This is a genomic window from Rathayibacter sp. Leaf299, from assembly GCF_001423055.1.
GTDB classification, from domain to species: Bacteria; Actinomycetota; Actinomycetes; order Actinomycetales; family Microbacteriaceae; genus Rathayibacter; species Rathayibacter caricis.
Genome location: NZ_LMNT01000002.1, coordinates 883563 through 899888, shown reverse-complemented (window position 1 = coordinate 899888; position 16326 = coordinate 883563). Strand labels below are relative to the sequence as shown.

The window sequence follows — 16326 nt, the reverse complement described above, 5'->3', positions numbered from 1 at the left end:
GGTGTCCGTCAGCGACCGGTGCCGGCGTAGACGACGGCGTCGTCCTCGGCGTCGAGCCCGAAGGCGGTGTGGACGACGCGCAGCGCCTCGTTCACCGTGTCAGCCCGCGTGACGACCGAGATGCGGATCTCGCTGGTGGAGATCATCTCGATGTTGATGCCGGCCTCGAACAGCGAGCGGAACAGCTTCGCCGAGACGCCCGCGTTGGTGCGCATGCCGGCGCCGACGAGGGCCAGCTTGGCGATCTGGTCGTCGTACTGCAGCGCCTGGAAGCCGACGTCGTCCTTCTCGGCGTTGAGCGCCATGAGGACCGTCTGGCCGTCGGCCTTGGGCAGCGTGAAGGAGATGTCGGTGAGACCGGTCGAGGCGGCCGACACGTTCTGCACGATCATGTCGATGTTCGACCCGGTCTTCGCGACGATCGTGAAGATCTGCGCGGCCTTCCCCGGGATGTCGGGCACGCCGACCACGGTGATCTTGGCCTCGTTCAGGTCGGCGGCCACGCCGGCGATGATCGGCTCTTCCACGGTCTGTCCCTTCTCGGTGCCGGCTGCTCCGGCGTTGTAGACGATGGTGCCCTCGTTCGGGCTGAAGGAGGAGCGCACGTGCAGCGTCACTCCGTGGCGGCGCGCGAACTCGACGGCGCGGATGTGCAGGACCTTGGCCCCGGCCGCGGCGAGCTCGAGCATCTCCTCGCTGGAGATGCGGTCGAGCTTGCGGGCGCGCTTGACGACGCGGGGATCGGCGGTGAAGACGCCGTCGACGTCGGTGTAGATCTCGCAGGTGTCGGCGCCGAGGCCCGCGGCCAGCGCGACGGCGGTGGTGTCGGAGCCGCCGCGGCCGAGGGTGGTGACGTCCTTCGTGTCGCGGTTGAAGCCCTGGAACCCGGCGACGATGACGACGGCGTTCTCGTCGAGCGCCTCGCGCAGGCGCACGGGAGTGATGTCGACGATGCGCGCCGCTCCGTGCTGCGCGTCGGTGATCATCCCGGCCTGGCTGCCGGTGAAGGAGCGGGCCTCGTAGCCCATGCTCTTGATGGCCATGGCGAGCAGCGCCATCGAGATGCGCTCCCCGGAGGACAGCAGCATGTCGAGCTCGCGAGGGGCCGGGATGGGGGTCACCTGGTGGGCGAGCTCGAGCAGGTCGTCGGTGGTGTCGCCCATGGCCGAGACCGCGACGACGACGTCGTTGCCCGCCTGCTTCGTGGCGACGATCCGCTTCGCGACGCGCTTGATGCTCTCCGCGTCGGCGACGGAGGACCCGCCGAACTTCTGGACGATCAGGCTCACGTGCTGCTCCCGGGTCGGTGGCTGGTGGGCCGTCGCGACCCGACGAAGCAGTCTACCGGCGGGCGCATGCACGAGGGGCCATGTTTCGGGCCGGCGGGCTCGTCCCCTCCTGCGTCAGTTCTCGACGAGGCGGCGGCCCTCGAAGGCGCGGCCGAGGGTGATCTCGTCGGCGTACTCGAGATCGCCGCCGACGGGCAGGCCGGAGGCGAGCCGGGTGATCCGGATGCCGAGCGTGCTGAGCATGCGCGAGAGGTAGGTCGCGGTCGCCTCGCCCTCGAGGTTCGGGTCGGTCGCGATGATGACCTCCTGCACCTCGCCGTCGGCGAGACGCTGCAGGAGCTGCCGGATGCGGAGCTGATCCGGGCCGATGCCGTCGATCGGGCTGATCGCTCCGCCGAGCACGTGGTAGAGGCCGCGGAACTCGCGCGTGCGCTCGATGGCGGGGACGTCCTTCGCCTCCTCGACGACGCAGATGACCGTGCGGCTGCGACGCGGGTCGCGGCAGATGCCGCAGGTCGCCTCCTCGGCCACGTTGCCGCAGATGTCGCAGAAGTGCACGCGGCCGCGCAGCTCGAGCAGGATCTCGGCGAGGCGGGTGACGTCGAAGGTCTCGGTCTGCAGGATGTGGAACGCGATGCGCTGGGCGGACTTCGGGCCGATACCGGGGAGGCGGCCGAGCTCGTCGATCAGCTCCTGGACGATGCCTTCGTACATGCGGTCGCCTCCTCTCTGTCGGGGCGGGCGGGGCGGGGGGAACGGGCGGGACGGGGCGGCGCGAGGATCATGCGCCGCTCACGCGGGGACCGCGCGGCACGTGCGGCTGCTCCTCGATGAACTGGGCGCCGAGGATCTCGCGCACGACGGCCTCGCCGTAGCGCTGACGGCCGTCGGCCGTGGCCGAGCGGGTGGTCCGCGTCACCGGGCGCGCGGCCGGCTCCCGACGCTCGGGGGCCGCGGCGGGTGCGCGGACGAGCTCGGGGACGGCCGCCGGAGCGGGTTCGCCGGGAGGGGCGACGACGGCCCAGGAGTCGGGCATCGGAGGCTCGACCGGAGGCATGTCCTCCTCCGGCGGCTCCTCGTCGAAGGGGGGAGCATCCTCGGCGGGGGCGCTGCGGACGACCGGGGGCTCGGCGGCGCGCTGCGGCGCGGGGGCACTCGGGGCCGCCGCGGGGGTGGGCACCGACTCGCCTTCGACGACGGGAGCGACCGGGTCGGCGGGGATCGCCACGGTGGCCCAGCCGTCGGATCCCGTCGCCGCGGACGGCGCCGCAGCGGTGCGGGCGGCGGCCGGAGGTGCGGGCGGCGCCTCCGCGGCCGCGCGGACCGTCTCGGGAGCGGCGGCCGACGGCTCGACGCGGGCGATGTACTTCACGCGGAGGCCGAGCACCTGCTGGATGGCCTGGCGGAGGTGCTCGCTGACTCCGGGCTGCCCCGCCGTTCCGGCCATCTTGAACGAGTCGACGTCGTTCTGGCTCGGGAAGGAGAGGGTGAGGACGTCGTCCTTCAGCGCGCGCACCTGCGCGGTGTAGGCGACGAGCCACGCGGTCATCTTCGCCTTCTGCACGACCTCGAGGATCTCGGGCCAGCTGTCCTTCATCCGCTGCAGGGTGATCGGGCCCTCCTCGGCGGCGGACGGCGCGGGTGCGGAGGGTGCGGGGGCGGACGGCGCCGGGACCGGGCTCGCGGGGACGGCATCGGGACCGGACGCCGCCGGAGCGGCGAGGGGGACGGTCTCGACCGGCACCTCCTCGACCGGCACGGCGGTGGCGATCACGGCGGCGGGGCGCTCGATGCGGTGCGCGGGCGCGATCGGGGCCGGGGCCGCCGGAGCGCGATCGCGCGGCTCGTCGGCCGCGCGGGGGGCGTCGGCACGGGGGGCGTCGGCACGAACGGGTGCCTCGCGCGGGGCGCCGGCGGCCGAGGGCGCGCCGCTCAGGACCAGGGCGCGCGCGATCATCAGCTCGAGGTGCAGGCGCGGGGACGTGGCTCCGGTCATCTCGGTGAGGGCGTCGTTGACGAGGTCGGCGATGCGGGAGAGCTCGGCGAGGCCGAGTGCACGGGCCTGGCCCGCCATGCGGTCGAGCTCGTCCTGCGAGACGCCGCGCAGCACTGCGGCGGCCGCGGCTCCGGTGGCGGCCACGACGATCAGGTCGCGGAGCCGCTCGAGGAGGTCGTCGACGAAGCGCCGCGGGTCCTGACCGGTCTGGATGACGCGGTCGACCGCTCCGAACGCCTCGGCGGAGTCGTGCTCGGCGAGCGCGTCGATCACCTCGTCGAGGAGGGCGCCGTGGGTGTAGCCGAGCAGCGCGACGGCGCGCTCGTACTCGACGGTGCTGTCCTCGGACCCGGCCATCAGCTGATCGAGCAGGGACAGCGTGTCTCGGACCGAGCCGCCTCCCGCGCGGACCACGAGGGGCAGGACGCCCGCCGCGACTCCGACGCCCTCGCGCTCGCAGAGCTCCTGCGTGTAGTCGAGCATCTGCGCCGGCGGCACCAGGCGGAAGGGGTAGTGGTGGGTCCGCGAGCGGATGGTGCCGATGACCTTGTCGGGCTCGGTCGTTGCGAAGATGAACTTCACGTGCTCCGGCGGCTCCTCGACGATCTTGAGCAGCGCGTTGAAGCCCTGCGGCGTGACCATGTGCGCCTCGTCGAGGATGAAGATCTTGAAGCGATCGCGGGCGGGGGCGAACACGGCGCGCTCGCGGATGTCGCGCGCGTCGTCGACTCCGTTGTGGCTCGCGGCGTCGATCTCGACGACGTCGAGCGACCCCTGGCCCTCGCGGCTGAGCTCGACGCAGCTGTCGCAGACGCCGCACGGGGTGTCCGTCGGGCCCTGGGCGCAGTTCAGGCAGCGGGCGAGGATGCGCGCGGACGTGGTCTTGCCGCAGCCGCGCGGACCGCTGAAGAGGTAGGCGTGGTTCACGCGGTTGGTGCGCAGGGCCGTCATGAGCGGATCGGTCACCTGCGACTGGCCGATCATCTCGGCGAACGTCTCGGGCCGGTACCGGCGATACAGGGCTGCTACCACCCGTACAGAGTAGCCGCGACCTCCGACACCGGAGCCGGGTCGCCCGAGCCCGGGCCCCGCGTAGCCTCGGACCGTGACGCACCCCGCCCCCCTCCTCCGCTTCGACGCCGTCGTGCTCGCCGGAGGGCGCGCGCGCCGCCTCGACGGCGCGGCCAAGCCGCTCCTCGTGCACCGCGGCACGACGCTCCTGGCCACCGCGCTCGCGGCGGTCGACGGTGCCGAGCGGATCGTCGTGGCGGGACCCGGATCGCTCCGCTCGGCGACGGGCAGCACCCTGCTCGTGCAGGAGGAGCCGCCCTTCGGCGGACCGGTCGCAGGCCTCGCCGCCGCGCTGCCCCTGCTCGAGCGTCCGGATTCCCCGGAGTGGGTGCTCGTCCTCGCCGCGGACCTCGTCGCGCCGTCGGCGGCCGTCGGGCGGCTGATCGAGGAGGCGGCGGGCAGCGACGCGGACTCCGTCCTGGCCGTCGACGCCGACGGCCGAGCCCAACAGCTGCTCGGGGTGCACCGGGGCGCCTCGCTCGTCTCGGCGCTCCGGCGGCTCGGCGCGGCCGACGGCGCGTCGGTCCGCGCCCTGCTCGCCGACCGGGAGGTCGCCCTCGTCGAGGTGCCAGCGGGATCCGCCGACGACATCGACGATCCCGAGGACGCCAGGAGCCACGGCATCGACGTCCCGCGCCCCCTCGGCGGAGAATGAGCGGATGACCGACACGAGCGCCGCCCCTCCCGCCGACTCCACCGACGCGCTGCTGGCGGCCTGGTGGGACGAGCTGTGCGCCGCTCTCGGGCTCGGCGAGGTGCCGATCGGCCGCGACGCGCTGCTCGCGCTGGCGGGCGACGCGGCGCACGGGGTGGTGCGGCCGGCTGCTCCTCTGACGACGTTCCTCGCGGGGTACGCGGCGGGTCTGCAGGGCGGCGGGGCGGAAGCCCTCGAGGCGGTCGTGACGGCGTCCCGCGAAGCGATCCGCGGCCGCGCGCACGACTCCTGACACGGTACTCCCCGAGTCTCGATCCCGCTCCAGACTGCGGGCGTACGGTGCGATCGAGCCCCGACGCCGCGGCCGGATCACCGCGCGGCGCCAGGGCTCCCGCGGGGCGAGCGCTCCGCGGTCGCTGCGCTGAAGGAGCACCCATGTCGGGCAACAGAGCCGTCGCCTACAAGTCCCCCGGAGTCGTCGAGGTCATCGACATCGACTACCCGACCTTCGAGCTGAAGGACGGTCCGGGCGTCAACCCGGCCAACATCGGCCGGAAGCTGCCGCACGGTGCGATCCTCCGCACCGTCTCGACCAACATCTGCGGATCCGACCAGCACATGGTCCGCGGCCGCACCACCGCACCCTCCGACCTCGTCCTCGGTCACGAGATCACCGGCGAGGTCGTCGAGGTCGGGCCGGACGTCGAGTTCGTGAAGGTCGGCGACATCGTCTCGGTGCCGTTCAACATCGCCTGCGGCCGCTGTCGCAACTGCAAGGAGCGCAAGACGGGCATCTGCCTGAACGTGAATCCGGACCGCCCGGGCAGCGCCTACGGCTACGTCGACATGGGCGGTTGGGTCGGCGGTCAGGCCGAATACGTGATGGTGCCCTACGCCGACTGGAACCTGCTCGTGTTCCCCGACCGCGACCAGGCGCTGGAGAAGATCCTCGACCTCACGATGCTCTCGGACATCTTCCCCACCGGCTTCCACGGCGCGGTGACGGCCGGGGTCGGCGTCGGATCGACGGTCTACGTCGCGGGAGCGGGCCCGGTCGGACTCGCCGCGGCGGTCGGAGCCCAGCTGCTGGGCGCGGCCGTCGTCATCGTCGCCGACCTCAACGAGGAGCGGCTCGCCCAGGCGCGCTCCTTCGGCTGCGAGACCGTCGACGTCTCGAAGGGCGACCCGGCCGGGCAGATCGAGCAGATCCTCGGCGTGCCGGAGGTCGACTGCGGAGTCGACGCCGTCGGCTTCGAGGCGCACGGCAACGGGCCCGACTCGCACCAGGAGGCGCCGGCGACGGTGCTGAACTCGCTGATGTCGATCACGGCGGCGGGCGGCGCGCTCGGCATCCCCGGCCTCTACGTCACGGGCGACCCGGGCGGAGTGGACGACGCGGCGAAGGAGGGCTCGCTCTCGATCCGGCTGGGTCTGGGCTGGGCGAAGTCGCTGTCCTTCACGACGGGTCAGTGCCCGGTGATGAAGTACAACCGGCAGCTGATGATGGCGATCCTGCACGACCGGGTGCACATCGCCGACGCGGTGCAGGCCACCGCGATCACGCTCGACGAGGCTCCGCGCGGATACGCGGACTTCGACAAGGGAGCGGCGAAGAAGTTCGTGCTGAACCCCAACGGGTACCTCGGCTGAGCGAGGGGCGGGGTCCGCGCGATGCGGGCCCCGCCCGGGCTCCGGCCAGAATGAGGGGATGAGCGCGCACCGGCACGAGGCGACCGACTGGGACGACGCCCGACGGCGCGCCGCCGAGGCCGTCGCGGTCGGCGACGTCGTCGAGGTCCCGCTCCTCGCGGCCCGCGGAGCGGCGCTCGCCGGGCCTGTGGCGACGACCCGCCCGCTCCCCCACTACGACTCGTCGGCGATGGACGGCTGGGCGGTGCGCGGGGCTGGTCCGTGGCGGCTCGCCGACGGGGTCGCTGCTCCGATCGTCACGGGCGGCGTCGTGCCCGCCTGGTGCGACGCGGTCGTGCCCACCGAGCAGGGCGTCGTGAGAGACGGAGTGCTCTCGAGTGCCGCGGACCTGCCGCACGGGCGCCATGTGCGCCGCGCCGGGGACGAGGCCTCCGCCGGGACCGTGCTGGTCGACGCCGGGACCCGCCTCACTCCGGCGCACCTCGGACTGCTCGCGGTCGCGGGCGTCGACCGCGTCGGCGTGCGCCGCCCGAGCCGCGTGGACCTCCTCCTCACCGGCGACGAGATCGACACCGAGGGTGCGCCCGTGGCCGGCCGGGTCCGCGACGCGTTCACTCCGCTCCTCCCCTCGTTCGTCGAGGGCGTCGGAGGAGCGATCGGCGAGATCGACCGGCTCGGCGACGACGACCACGCGATCGCCGCGCGGCTCTCGGCGGGTTCGGCGCCGATCCGACTGACGACCGGCGGCACCGGGCGCTCGCGGGCGGACTCGGTGCGACGGGCGCTGACCCTCGCCGGCGCCGCGGTACTGGTCGACGGCGTCGACATGCGTCCCGGTCACCCGACGATGCTCGCGGTGCTGCCCGGAGGTGCGCTCGTGATCGCGCTGCCGGGGAACCCGCTCGCGGCGCTGCTCGCCGCGCTGTCGTTCCTCCCTCCGGCGCTGGACGCCGTTGCCGGAGCGACGCCGCGGGCTCCCGGCACCGGGACTCTGGGCGAGCCGCTCGGCAGACCGGGGACGACCGTGCTCGTGCCCGTCGCGCTCGGCGAGGGCGGCTGGCGGGCCGCGGCGGGCATCCGCTCGCACATGCTCACCGGGCTCGCGGCTTCGGAGGCCGTCGCGGTGGTGCCGCCCGGCGGCGCGCTGGTCGGCGACTCCGTCCGGTTGCTGCCGCTGCCCTGGTAGCGGTCAGGCCACCGGCTCGAGCCGCACGACGACCGACTTCGAGGTCGGTGTCCCGCTGATCCTGGCCGTGGAGTCGAGCGGCACGAGCACGTTGGTCTCGGGGTAGTAGGCGGCGGCGCACCCGCGCGGAGTGTCGTACGCGACGGTCCGGAACTCCGGCGCGCGGCGCTCGACGCCGTCCTCCCACTCCGACACCAGATCGACGATCGCCCCGTCGGCGATGCCGAGAGCGGCGAGGTCGGAGGCGTTCACGAAGACCACGCGCCGCCCGCCGTGGATGCCGCGGTAGCGGTCGTCGCGGCCGTAGATCGTGGTGTTGAACTGGTCGTGCGAGCGCAGGGTCTGCAGCAGCAGCCGTCCCTCGGGCACGCGGGGGTACTCGAGCGGATTCGCGGTGAAGCGGGCCCGGCCGGTCGCGGTCTCGAAGCGGCGCTCGTCGCGGGGCGGGTGCGGGAGGACGAAGCCGCCGGGAGTGCTCACCCGCGCCTCGAAGTCCTCGAAGCCCGGGACGACGTTGGCGATGTGCCCGCGGATGAGGCGGTAGTCCTCGCGCAGGGCCGCCCAGTCGGCGACCGGCGCGTTCTCGCGCCCGGCGAGGAGCCGCTCCGCGATGCCGGTCAGGATCGCCACCTCGGAGCGCAGGTGCTCGCTCGGCGGAGCGAGGCGACCACGCGAGGCGTGCACGGCGCTCATCGAGTCCTCGACGGTGACGCGCTGCTCCCCCGTCGCCCGCACGTCGGCGTCGGTGCGGCCGAGCGTCGGGAGGATCAGGGCGCGTCGGCCCGTGACGACGTGCGAGCGGTTGAGCTTCGTCGAGACGTGGACGGTGAGGGCGAGCGAGCGCATCGCGGCCTCGGTGACGGCGGTGTCGGGAGTCGCGCGCGCGAAGTTGCCGCCGAGTCCCATGAAGACGCGCGCCTTCCCGTCGCGCATCGCGCGGATCGCCGCGACGGTGTCGGTGCCGTGCTCGCGCGGAGACGAGAACGAGAACTCGGCGTCGAGCCGGTCGTGGAACACGTCCGGCATCCGCTCGAAGATGCCCATCGTGCGGTCGCCCTGCACGTTGGAGTGCCCGCGCACCGGGCAGACGCCTGCGCCGGGCTTGCCGATGCTGCCGGTGAGCAGCAGCACGTTCACGACGTCCTTGAGCGTGGCGACGGAGTGGCGGTGCTGGGTCAGGCCCATCGCCCAGCAGACGATCGTGCCCTCGGACGCCGCGATCAGCTCGGCGATCGCACGGATCCGCGCCTCGTCAATCCCGCTGCCGAGCTCGATCTCAGACCACGCGGTGCCGCGCAGCTCGTCGAGGTAGGCCTCGAGCCCGTCGGTCGACTGCTCGATGAACGCGCGGTCGAAGACCCCGCCGCGCGACTCCTCGAGGTCGAGCAGCGCCTTGCCGAAGCCCTGGAACAGGGCCTGGTCGCCGCCGAGGCGGACCTGCAGGAAGTGGTCGGCGAGGGCGGTGCCTCCGCCGATCGTGCCGCGCACGGTCTGCGGGTTGTCGAAGCGGAGCAGCCCCGCCTCGGGCAGCGGATTGATCGCCACGATCGTGCTGCCGGCCCGCTTCGCGCGCTCGAGCGAGGTGAGCATCCGCGGGTGGTTCGTGCCCGGGTTCTGCCCGGCGACGATGATCAGCGGCGCCCGCTCGATGTCGCGGAGGCTGACCGAGCCCTTGCCGATGCCGATGGTCTCGGTCAGCGCGGATCCGCTGGACTCGTGGCACATGTTGGAGCAGTCGGGCAGGTTGTTGGTGCCGAAGCCGCGCACCATCAGCTGGTAGACGAAGGCGGCCTCGTTGGAGGTGCGACCGGAGGTGTAGAAGATCGCCTCGTCGGGGCTGGCGCACGCGCGCAGCTCCTCGGCGACGAGGTCGAGCGCCTCGTCCCAGCCGATCGGGCGGTAGTGGGTCGCGCCCTCCTCGAGCAGCATCGGCTCGGTGAGACGGCCCTGCTGGCCCAGCGCGAAGTCGTCCCAGGTCTCGAGCTCGGCGAGCGGGTGCTGCGCGAAGAAGGCCGGCGTGACGGTGCGGAGCGTCGCCTCCTCGGCCACGGCCTTCGCTCCGTTCTCGCAGAACTCGGCGACGTGGCGCTTGTCGGCCTCGGGCCAGGCGCAGCCGGGGCAGTCGAACCCCGTCTTCTGGTTCACGCGGAGGAGGGTCTCGGCGCTGCGGAGCGGCCCCATCTGCTTCAGCGAGATCTGCAGGGCGTGCGCGACTCCGGGGATCCCGACCGCGCGGTGCTTGCGGGCGCCGACCGTGAGGCCTCGCTCGTCGATCGGGCTCTCTCGGGGTGCGGCGTCGTCGACCATCCCTGCATGCTACGTCGCTCAGCCGGTGATCGGAGGGGCGGCCCGGCACCGCGCAGCCGGTGCGAGGATGGGAGGCACCGCTCGAGGAGGAGACCACCATGAGCCGCGCCGCAGCGAGGACCCGACTGACCGCCGTGCGCGCCGCGGAGCCGACCCGTCGCCGGGAGGACGTGCTCGCGGTCGAGGAGCCGCTCGAGATCCGCGTCGGCGGCCGCCGGTTCAGCGTGACCATGCGCACCCCGGGCGAGGACTTCGACCTCGTCGCCGGGTTCCTGGTGTCGGAGGGGGTCCTCACCGCCACCGACCAGCTCGCGGCGCTGCGCTACTGCGCGAGCGGCTCCGGTCCGGGCGAGAACACCTACAACGTGGTCGACGCGACCGTGCGCGACGGGCGGGCGTCGCTCCTCCTGGAGCGGGAGCGCTCGGTGTACACGAGCAGCTCGTGCGGGGTCTGCGGGCTCGCGTCGCTGGACGCGGTGACGACGGAGTCGGCCTGGACCGTCGACGAGGACCCGGTGACGGCGTCCACCGCCCTGCTCGCCTCGCTGCCCGACCGGCTGCGGGAGGCGCAAGGCCTCTTCGACCGGACCGGTGGGGTGCACGCCGCCGGGCTGTTCGACGCCGACGGCGCGCTGCTGTGCCTCCGCGAGGACGTGGGGCGGCACAACGCGGTCGACAAGGTCGTGGGCTGGGGCCTGCGGGAGGGGCGGCTCCCGCTGCGCGGGACGCTGCTGCAGGTGTCGGGGCGGGCGTCGTTCGAGCTCGTGCAGAAGGCCGTGATGGCGGGGATCCCGCTGCTCGCGGCGGTCGGGGCTCCGTCGTCGCTGGCGGTGGACCTCGCGCGGCGGGCCGGGTTGACGCTGATCGGGTTCAGTCGGGGGGCGGGGTTCAACGTGTACTCGGGTGAGGGGCGGGTGCTGGAGGGGTGAGCCGGTTGGGGGACGGTCGATGCCGCTACGCCCCCGCGGGGCTACCGACGGGGATGCCGCCGTCCCCCGCTGATCGAGTAGCCCGCGCAGCGGGCGTATCGAGATCCACGACTCCCGGAGTGGGTGGGTCTCGATACGCCCCTCCGGGGCTACTCGACCAGCAGAGGGGATCCGCCCCTGCGGGGCTACTCGACCAGCAGAGGGGATCCGCCCCTGCGGGGCTACTCGACCAGCAGAGGGTCCGCCCCTGCGGGGCTACTCGACCAGCAGAGGGGGTCCGCCCCTCCGGGCTACTCGACCAGCAGAGGGGGTCCGCCCCTGCGGGGCTACTCGACCAGCGGGGGGGGGCGAGGGGACGGACCTCTGGGAGCGGACGGGCGAAGCCCCGTCCCCCACCGGCCAGCCGCCCCGCGCAGAGGGCCGCGACCCGGAATCGCGTGCGAGCGATTCAGGGCAGCCCGACGCACCCCGCTCCTGGGAACGCGACCACTTCGGACGCCGACCGCGGGTCGTCTAGCGGCGCAGCCGCTAGACGACCGACAAGGACTGCCGGGCGATCTCGAGCTCCTCGTTGGTGGGGATGACGAGGACGGCGACGCGGGAGTCGTCGGTCGAGATGCGGCGGGCGCCGCGGTCGCGGGAGGCGTTGCGCTCGGGGTCGAGCTCGATGCCGAGGCCCTCGAGGCCGCGGAGGGCGCCGGCGCGGACGGCGGCGACGTTCTCGCCGACTCCGGCGGTGAAGACGATGGCGTCGACGCGGCCGAGCTGGGCGTAGTAGGCGCCGATGTAGTGGCGGAGGCGGTGGTAGTAGACCTCCAGGGCGGCGGCGGCCTTCTCGTCGCCGGCCTCGGACGCCTCCTGCACGTCGCGCATGTCGCCGCGGCCGGAGAGGCCGAGCAGTCCGCTGCGGCGGTTGAGGACCGTGTCGAGCTCGTCGATCGACAGCCCGGCCTTGCGGGCCAGGTGGAAGACGACGGCGGGGTCGAGGTCTCCGGAGCGTGTGCCCATGACGAGGCCCTCGAGCGGGGTCATGCCCATCGAGGTCTCGACGGAGGCTCCTCCGTCGACCGCGCAGACGGACGCGCCGTTGCCCAGGTGCAGGACGATCGTCTTGAGGTCGGAGCGGCGGCGCCCGAGGTAGGCGGCGGCCGATTCGGACACGAACTTGTGCGAGGTGCCGTGGAAGCCGTAGCGGCGGATGCGGTGCTTGTCGGCGAGCTCGGCCGGGATCGCGTAGGTCGAGGCCTCCGGCGGGAGGGTGTGGTGGAACGCCGTGTCGAAGACGGCGACGTGCGGCACGTCCGGGAACGCCTTCTGCGCCGCCTCGATGCCCTCGAGGTTCGCCGGGTTGTGCAGGGGCGCGAGATCGGAGAGGTCCTCGATGTTGATCTTCACGAGGTCCGTGACGACCGTCGCCTCGTAGAAGCGCTTGCCGCCGTGCACCACGCGGTGCCCCACGGCGACGGGCGGGAACTCGGAGAGGCTCGGCCCGTTCTCCTCGAAGGCGCGGATCATCGCGTCGAAGCCGGCGGTGTGATCCGGGATCGGCCCCTCGATCTCGACGCTCTCGCCGTCGTGGGAGTGCTTCGTCCGGCCGGTCTCCTCGCCGATCCGCTCGACGAGGCCGCTGGCGAGCGTCTCCTCCGTCGTCATCTCGATGAGCTGGTACTTGAACGAGGACGAACCGCTGTTGACGACGAGGACGACGGACATGGTGAGGACTCCTGGGGGTCGGGGTCGGAGGGGAGGCGGCGACGCGGGTGACGTCAGCGCACGACGGGGATGGCGGAGGTGGGCGGGACGATCGCCTGCGTCGCGGCCTGGATGGCCGTGATCGCGACGGTGTTGACGATGTCCTGGACGAGGGCGCCGCGGCTGAGGTCGTTGACCGGCTTGCGCAGCCCCTGCAGCACCGGGCCGATGGCGACCGCGCCGGCCGAGCGCTGCACGGCCTTGTAGGTGTTGTTGCCCGTGTTGAGGTCGGGGAAGATGAACACCGTCGCGCGGCCGGCCACCTGCGACCCGGGCATCTTCGAGGCGGCGACCGCCGCATCCGCTGCCGCGTCGTACTGGATCGGGCCCTCGACGAGCAGGTCGGGGCGGCGCTCGCGGACGAGCGCGGTGGCGGCGCGCACCTTCTCGACGTCGGCTCCTGCTCCGCTCTCGCCCGTGGAGTACGAGAGCATCGCGATGCGGGGGTCGATGCCGAACTGCTGCGCGGTCTCGGCCGAGGAGATCGCGATGTCGGCGAGCTGAGCCTCGGTCGGGTCGGGGTTCACCGCGCAGTCGCCGTAGACGAGCACGCGGTCGGCGAGCGCCATGAGGAACACGCTCGAGACGACCGAGACGCCGGGGCTGGTCTTGATGATCTCGAAGCCGGGGCGGATGGTGTGCGCCGTGGTGTGCGCGGCTCCCGAGACCATGCCGTCGGCCAGGCCGAGCTGCACCATCATCGTGCCGAAGTAGGACACGTCGGTGACGGTGTCGAACGCGTGGTCGTAGGTGATGCCCTTGTGCGCGCGGATGCGGGCGTACTCCTCGGCGAACCGGGCGCGGTGCTCGGGGTCGAGCACGCTCAGGACACGGGCGCCGTCGATGTCGAGGCCGAGCCCGGCGGCGCGGCCGCGGACCTCCGACTCCTCGCCGAGGATCGTCAGGCGGGCGATGCCGCGCTTCAGCACTGTCGCCGCGGCGCGGAGGATGCGGTCGTCGCCGCCCTCGGGGAGCACGATGTGCCGGTCGGCGATGCGCGCCCGCTCGATCAGGCCGTACTCGAACATGAGCGGCGTGACGACCTCGGAGCGGCCGACGTCGAGGAGGGTCAGCAGCTCGACCGCGTCGATCGTCTGGTGGAACAGGGCGAGGGAGGTGTCGCGCTTGCGCGGCGAGTCGGCCGCCAGGCGCCCGCGGGCCGCGGTGACGCGCACCGCGGTGTCGTAGGTGCCGAGCTCGGTCATGACGATCGGGAGCCGGGTGTCGACGCCCTCGATCAGCCGGACGATCGGCTCCGGCAGCTCGAAGCCGCCGTTGAGGATGATGGCCGAGACCGTCGGGAAGTTGCCCGAGGCGTGCGCCATGATCACGGCGAGGACGACCTCGGGGCGGTCGCCCGGGACGATGACGACCCCGCCCTCCATCAGGCGCGGGAGCACGTTGACCATCGACATGCCGGCGACGACGACGCCGAGCGCCTCGCGGCCGAGCAGTTCGGGATCGCCCGCGACGACGACGCCGTCGACCGCCTCGACGAGACGGGAGACGCTGGGAGCGACGAGGAACGGATCCTCGGGGATCGCCCAGACGGGGACGCGTTCCGGCAGGACCTCGCGGATCGCCGCGACCGCGTTCGGTGCGGTCTCGGGATCTGCGCGGTTCGCGATGACTCCGATGAGGGAGGCGTGCGCGGTGCGCAGTTCGACCGAGGCCAGCTCGGTGATCTGGCGCATCTCCTCGGGAGTGCGCGCGGGCGCCTGGCCGAGCTGCTCGCTGCGGGAGGGGTCGCGGCCGGTCAGCACGAGCAGCACCGGGGCGCCCAGGTTGGCCGCGATGCGGGCGTTGTAGCCCAGCTCGGTGGGGCTGCCGACGTCGGTGTAGTCGGAGCCGAGGATGACGACCGCGTCGCACCGCGCCTCGACGCCCTTGTAGCGCTCGACGATCCGCGACAGCGCGGCCTCGCCGTCGGCGTGCACGTCCTCGTAGGTGACGCCGATGCAGTCCTCGTAGGCGAGACCCGAATCGGAGTGGCCGAGCAGCATCTCGAGCACGTAGTCGGGCTCGGAGGTGGAGCGCGCGATCGGGCGGAAGACGCCCACCCGCTGCACCTGGCTGCTGAGCACATCGAGGACGCCGAGGGCGACCGTGGACTTGCCGGAGTGACCTTCGGCGGACGAGATGTAGATGCTCTGGACCATCGGAGCCACCCTACCGACGGGGCCCGCGTCGAGACTGGGCAGTCGCTTCAGGATGGGAGGGCGTGCACGAGGTGCGGCCTGGGGAGGAGCGGTGCGCGTCCTGTTTAACGGAAGAAGACCCCCCGCGCACCCGCCAGAGCCCGGTTACCCTTGCTGCGTTTCCGCCCTGGGGGAGTTGGCCTGGATGGCGCCACGCGGGGAGCCGGGAGACAGTCTAACCCGATCCGGCGGGCTTCAGGAGCGCCCGGTGGTCTGCAGGGGGCGCCCGTTCCGTGTAGTGTGCATGAGGTCGCGATCACGGTCGCGCCTGGAGGATTCGCCTAGTGGCCTATGGCGCACGCTTGGAAAGCGTGTTGGGTGAAAGCCCTCGGGGGTTCGAATCCCCCATCCTCCGCGAACGGTGTCCGTTGCTCTCGCCAGCACGGGCACCGTTCTCGTTAACGCGTGCGCCGCTCTCCGGCGGGTCCGCTGTCAGCGGGCGATGCGGACGAGCCACTCCTCGAGCAGCATCCGCTCGGCCTCGCTCAGGGCGTCGACCGAGCCGAGCACCGCGCGCAGGGCGACCGCGTGCGCGACGAGGGCGTGGGCCGCGGGATCGGTCGGTCCCGCCTCCGAGGTCGTGATCGCGGTCAGGACCGCCTCGCGGGACCGGGAGGAGAGGTCGTCGTCGGAGTCGCGCCCGGCGGTCAGGGTCAGCGTGCAGCCGAGGGCCGCGGACTGCAGGAGCCGGGCGGCGTGCTCGACGTCGACGGTGAGGCGGCCGGCCTCGGCGACAGCGCGCACGTGCGCGAGCAGGACACCGCCGGCGAGGCGAGCGGCCTCGGACTCCTCCCCCGGCCGGGCGGTGAACATCAGGGCGTAGAGGTGCGGCTGCGCGAGCCCGAACGCGACGTGCTGGTCCCAGGCCGCGCGGAGGGCGTCGACGGGATCGGCCGGGGCGTCGCTCCGCTCGAAGTCGGCGAGGGCGTCGGCGACGGCCGCGGCGACCACCGAGTCGAGGAGGCCGCGGAGATCGCCGAAGGTGCGGTAGATGGTGGGCGCCTGCACGCCGGCCGCGGAGCTGATGGCGCGCGTCGAGACGGCGTCGCGGCCGCCCTCGGCCAGGAGCTCGGCGGTCGCCCGGAGGATGCGGTCTCGGGTGCTCGGGCTCTCGGTCACGAGTAGTGACGCTAACACGCGGGCGTTAGCGGGGTGGGGTGGAGTGGGTGGATCTCGATACGCCCGCTGCGCGGGCTACTCGATCAGCAAGAGGGGGTAGCGGCGTCCCTTGCTGGTCGAGTAGCCCCGGAGGGGCGTATCGAGACCCGCGTCCACCGAGGGCGGAGGCGTCAG

General features: G+C 73.0%; 12 protein-coding genes, 1 tRNA gene and 1 other RNA gene. 6 read left to right on the top strand and 8 right to left on the bottom strand.

Annotated elements, in window-relative coordinates; all coding sequences use genetic code 11:
* Positions 1–8: 8 nt before the first annotated feature.
* The 3 genes from ASF48_RS11390 to ASF48_RS11380 all read right to left on the bottom strand — a co-directional run bounded on the left by ASF48_RS11390 (position 9) and on the right by ASF48_RS11380 (position 4317).
* On the bottom strand, positions 9–1289 hold the full coding sequence (locus ASF48_RS11390) for an aspartate kinase (RefSeq protein WP_055791236.1): 1281 nt from the start codon (positions 1287–1289) through the stop codon (positions 9–11).
* Between the two features lie 114 nt (positions 1290–1403).
* Entirely contained in the window at positions 1404–2003 is a 600-nt protein-coding gene (recR, locus tag ASF48_RS11385) for a recombination mediator RecR (RefSeq protein ID WP_055791233.1), read from the bottom strand.
* Positions 2004–2070: 67 nt separating this feature from the next.
* Positions 2071–4317: a DNA polymerase III subunit gamma and tau gene (locus ASF48_RS11380; RefSeq protein ID WP_055791230.1), complete on the bottom strand. Its 2247-nt coding sequence runs from the start codon at positions 4315–4317 to the stop codon at positions 2071–2073.
* A 73-nt stretch (positions 4318–4390) separates the two neighbouring features.
* On the opposite strand from ASF48_RS11380, the gene mobA reads away from it, so the two are divergent.
* From mobA to ASF48_RS11360, 4 genes are all read left to right on the top strand, one after another.
* The gene (gene mobA, locus ASF48_RS11375) at positions 4391–5011 is read left to right on the top strand and encodes a molybdenum cofactor guanylyltransferase (RefSeq protein WP_055791227.1); all 621 of its coding nucleotides are present in this window, start codon (positions 4391–4393) and stop codon (positions 5009–5011) included.
* A gap of 4 nt (positions 5012–5015) precedes the next feature.
* The gene (locus ASF48_RS11370) at positions 5016–5303 is read left to right on the top strand and encodes a DUF6457 domain-containing protein (RefSeq protein WP_107575616.1); all 288 of its coding nucleotides are present in this window, start codon (positions 5016–5018) and stop codon (positions 5301–5303) included.
* A gap of 143 nt (positions 5304–5446) precedes the next feature.
* On the top strand, positions 5447–6661 hold the full coding sequence (fdhA, locus tag ASF48_RS11365; RefSeq protein WP_055791222.1) for a formaldehyde dehydrogenase, glutathione-independent: 1215 nt from the start codon (positions 5447–5449) through the stop codon (positions 6659–6661).
* A gap of 58 nt (positions 6662–6719) precedes the next feature.
* Positions 6720–7847: a molybdopterin molybdotransferase MoeA gene (locus ASF48_RS11360; protein WP_055791221.1), complete on the top strand. Its 1128-nt coding sequence runs from the start codon at positions 6720–6722 to the stop codon at positions 7845–7847.
* Between the two features lie 3 nt (positions 7848–7850).
* Here the strand turns inward: ASF48_RS11360 and ASF48_RS11355 are convergent, their stop codons facing one another.
* Positions 7851–10154 carry an FdhF/YdeP family oxidoreductase gene (locus tag ASF48_RS11355; protein ID WP_055791218.1) on the bottom strand — a complete coding sequence of 768 codons (2304 nt, stop codon included), beginning with the start codon at positions 10152–10154 and terminating at the stop codon, positions 7851–7853.
* Between the two features lie 98 nt (positions 10155–10252).
* On the opposite strand from ASF48_RS11355, the gene fdhD reads away from it, so the two are divergent.
* On the top strand, positions 10253–11083 hold the full coding sequence (gene fdhD, locus ASF48_RS11350) for a formate dehydrogenase accessory sulfurtransferase FdhD (RefSeq protein ID WP_055791215.1): 831 nt from the start codon (positions 10253–10255) through the stop codon (positions 11081–11083).
* A gap of 528 nt (positions 11084–11611) precedes the next feature.
* Here fdhD and ASF48_RS11345 read toward each other — a convergent pair.
* From ASF48_RS11345 to ffs, 3 genes are all read right to left on the bottom strand, one after another.
* The gene (locus tag ASF48_RS11345; RefSeq protein ID WP_055791212.1) at positions 11612–12796 is read right to left on the bottom strand and encodes an acetate/propionate family kinase; all 1185 of its coding nucleotides are present in this window, start codon (positions 12794–12796) and stop codon (positions 11612–11614) included.
* A gap of 53 nt (positions 12797–12849) precedes the next feature.
* Positions 12850–14994, bottom strand: a complete 2145-nt coding sequence (gene pta / locus ASF48_RS11340) for a phosphate acetyltransferase (protein WP_055791210.1) — start codon at positions 14992–14994, stop codon at positions 12850–12852.
* Between the two features lie 110 nt (positions 14995–15104).
* An RNA gene (gene ffs / locus ASF48_RS19055) (signal recognition particle sRNA small type) lies at positions 15105–15201 on the bottom strand.
* A gap of 102 nt (positions 15202–15303) precedes the next feature.
* On the opposite strand from ffs, the gene ASF48_RS11335 reads away from it, so the two are divergent.
* Positions 15304–15388 (top strand) — tRNA-Ser (locus tag ASF48_RS11335).
* Positions 15389–15465: 77 nt separating this feature from the next.
* Here ASF48_RS11335 and ASF48_RS11330 read toward each other — a convergent pair.
* Positions 15466–16152 carry a TetR/AcrR family transcriptional regulator gene (locus ASF48_RS11330; RefSeq protein WP_082481305.1) on the bottom strand — a complete coding sequence of 229 codons (687 nt, stop codon included), beginning with the start codon at positions 16150–16152 and terminating at the stop codon, positions 15466–15468.
* Between the last annotated feature and the right edge of the window lie 174 nt (positions 16153–16326).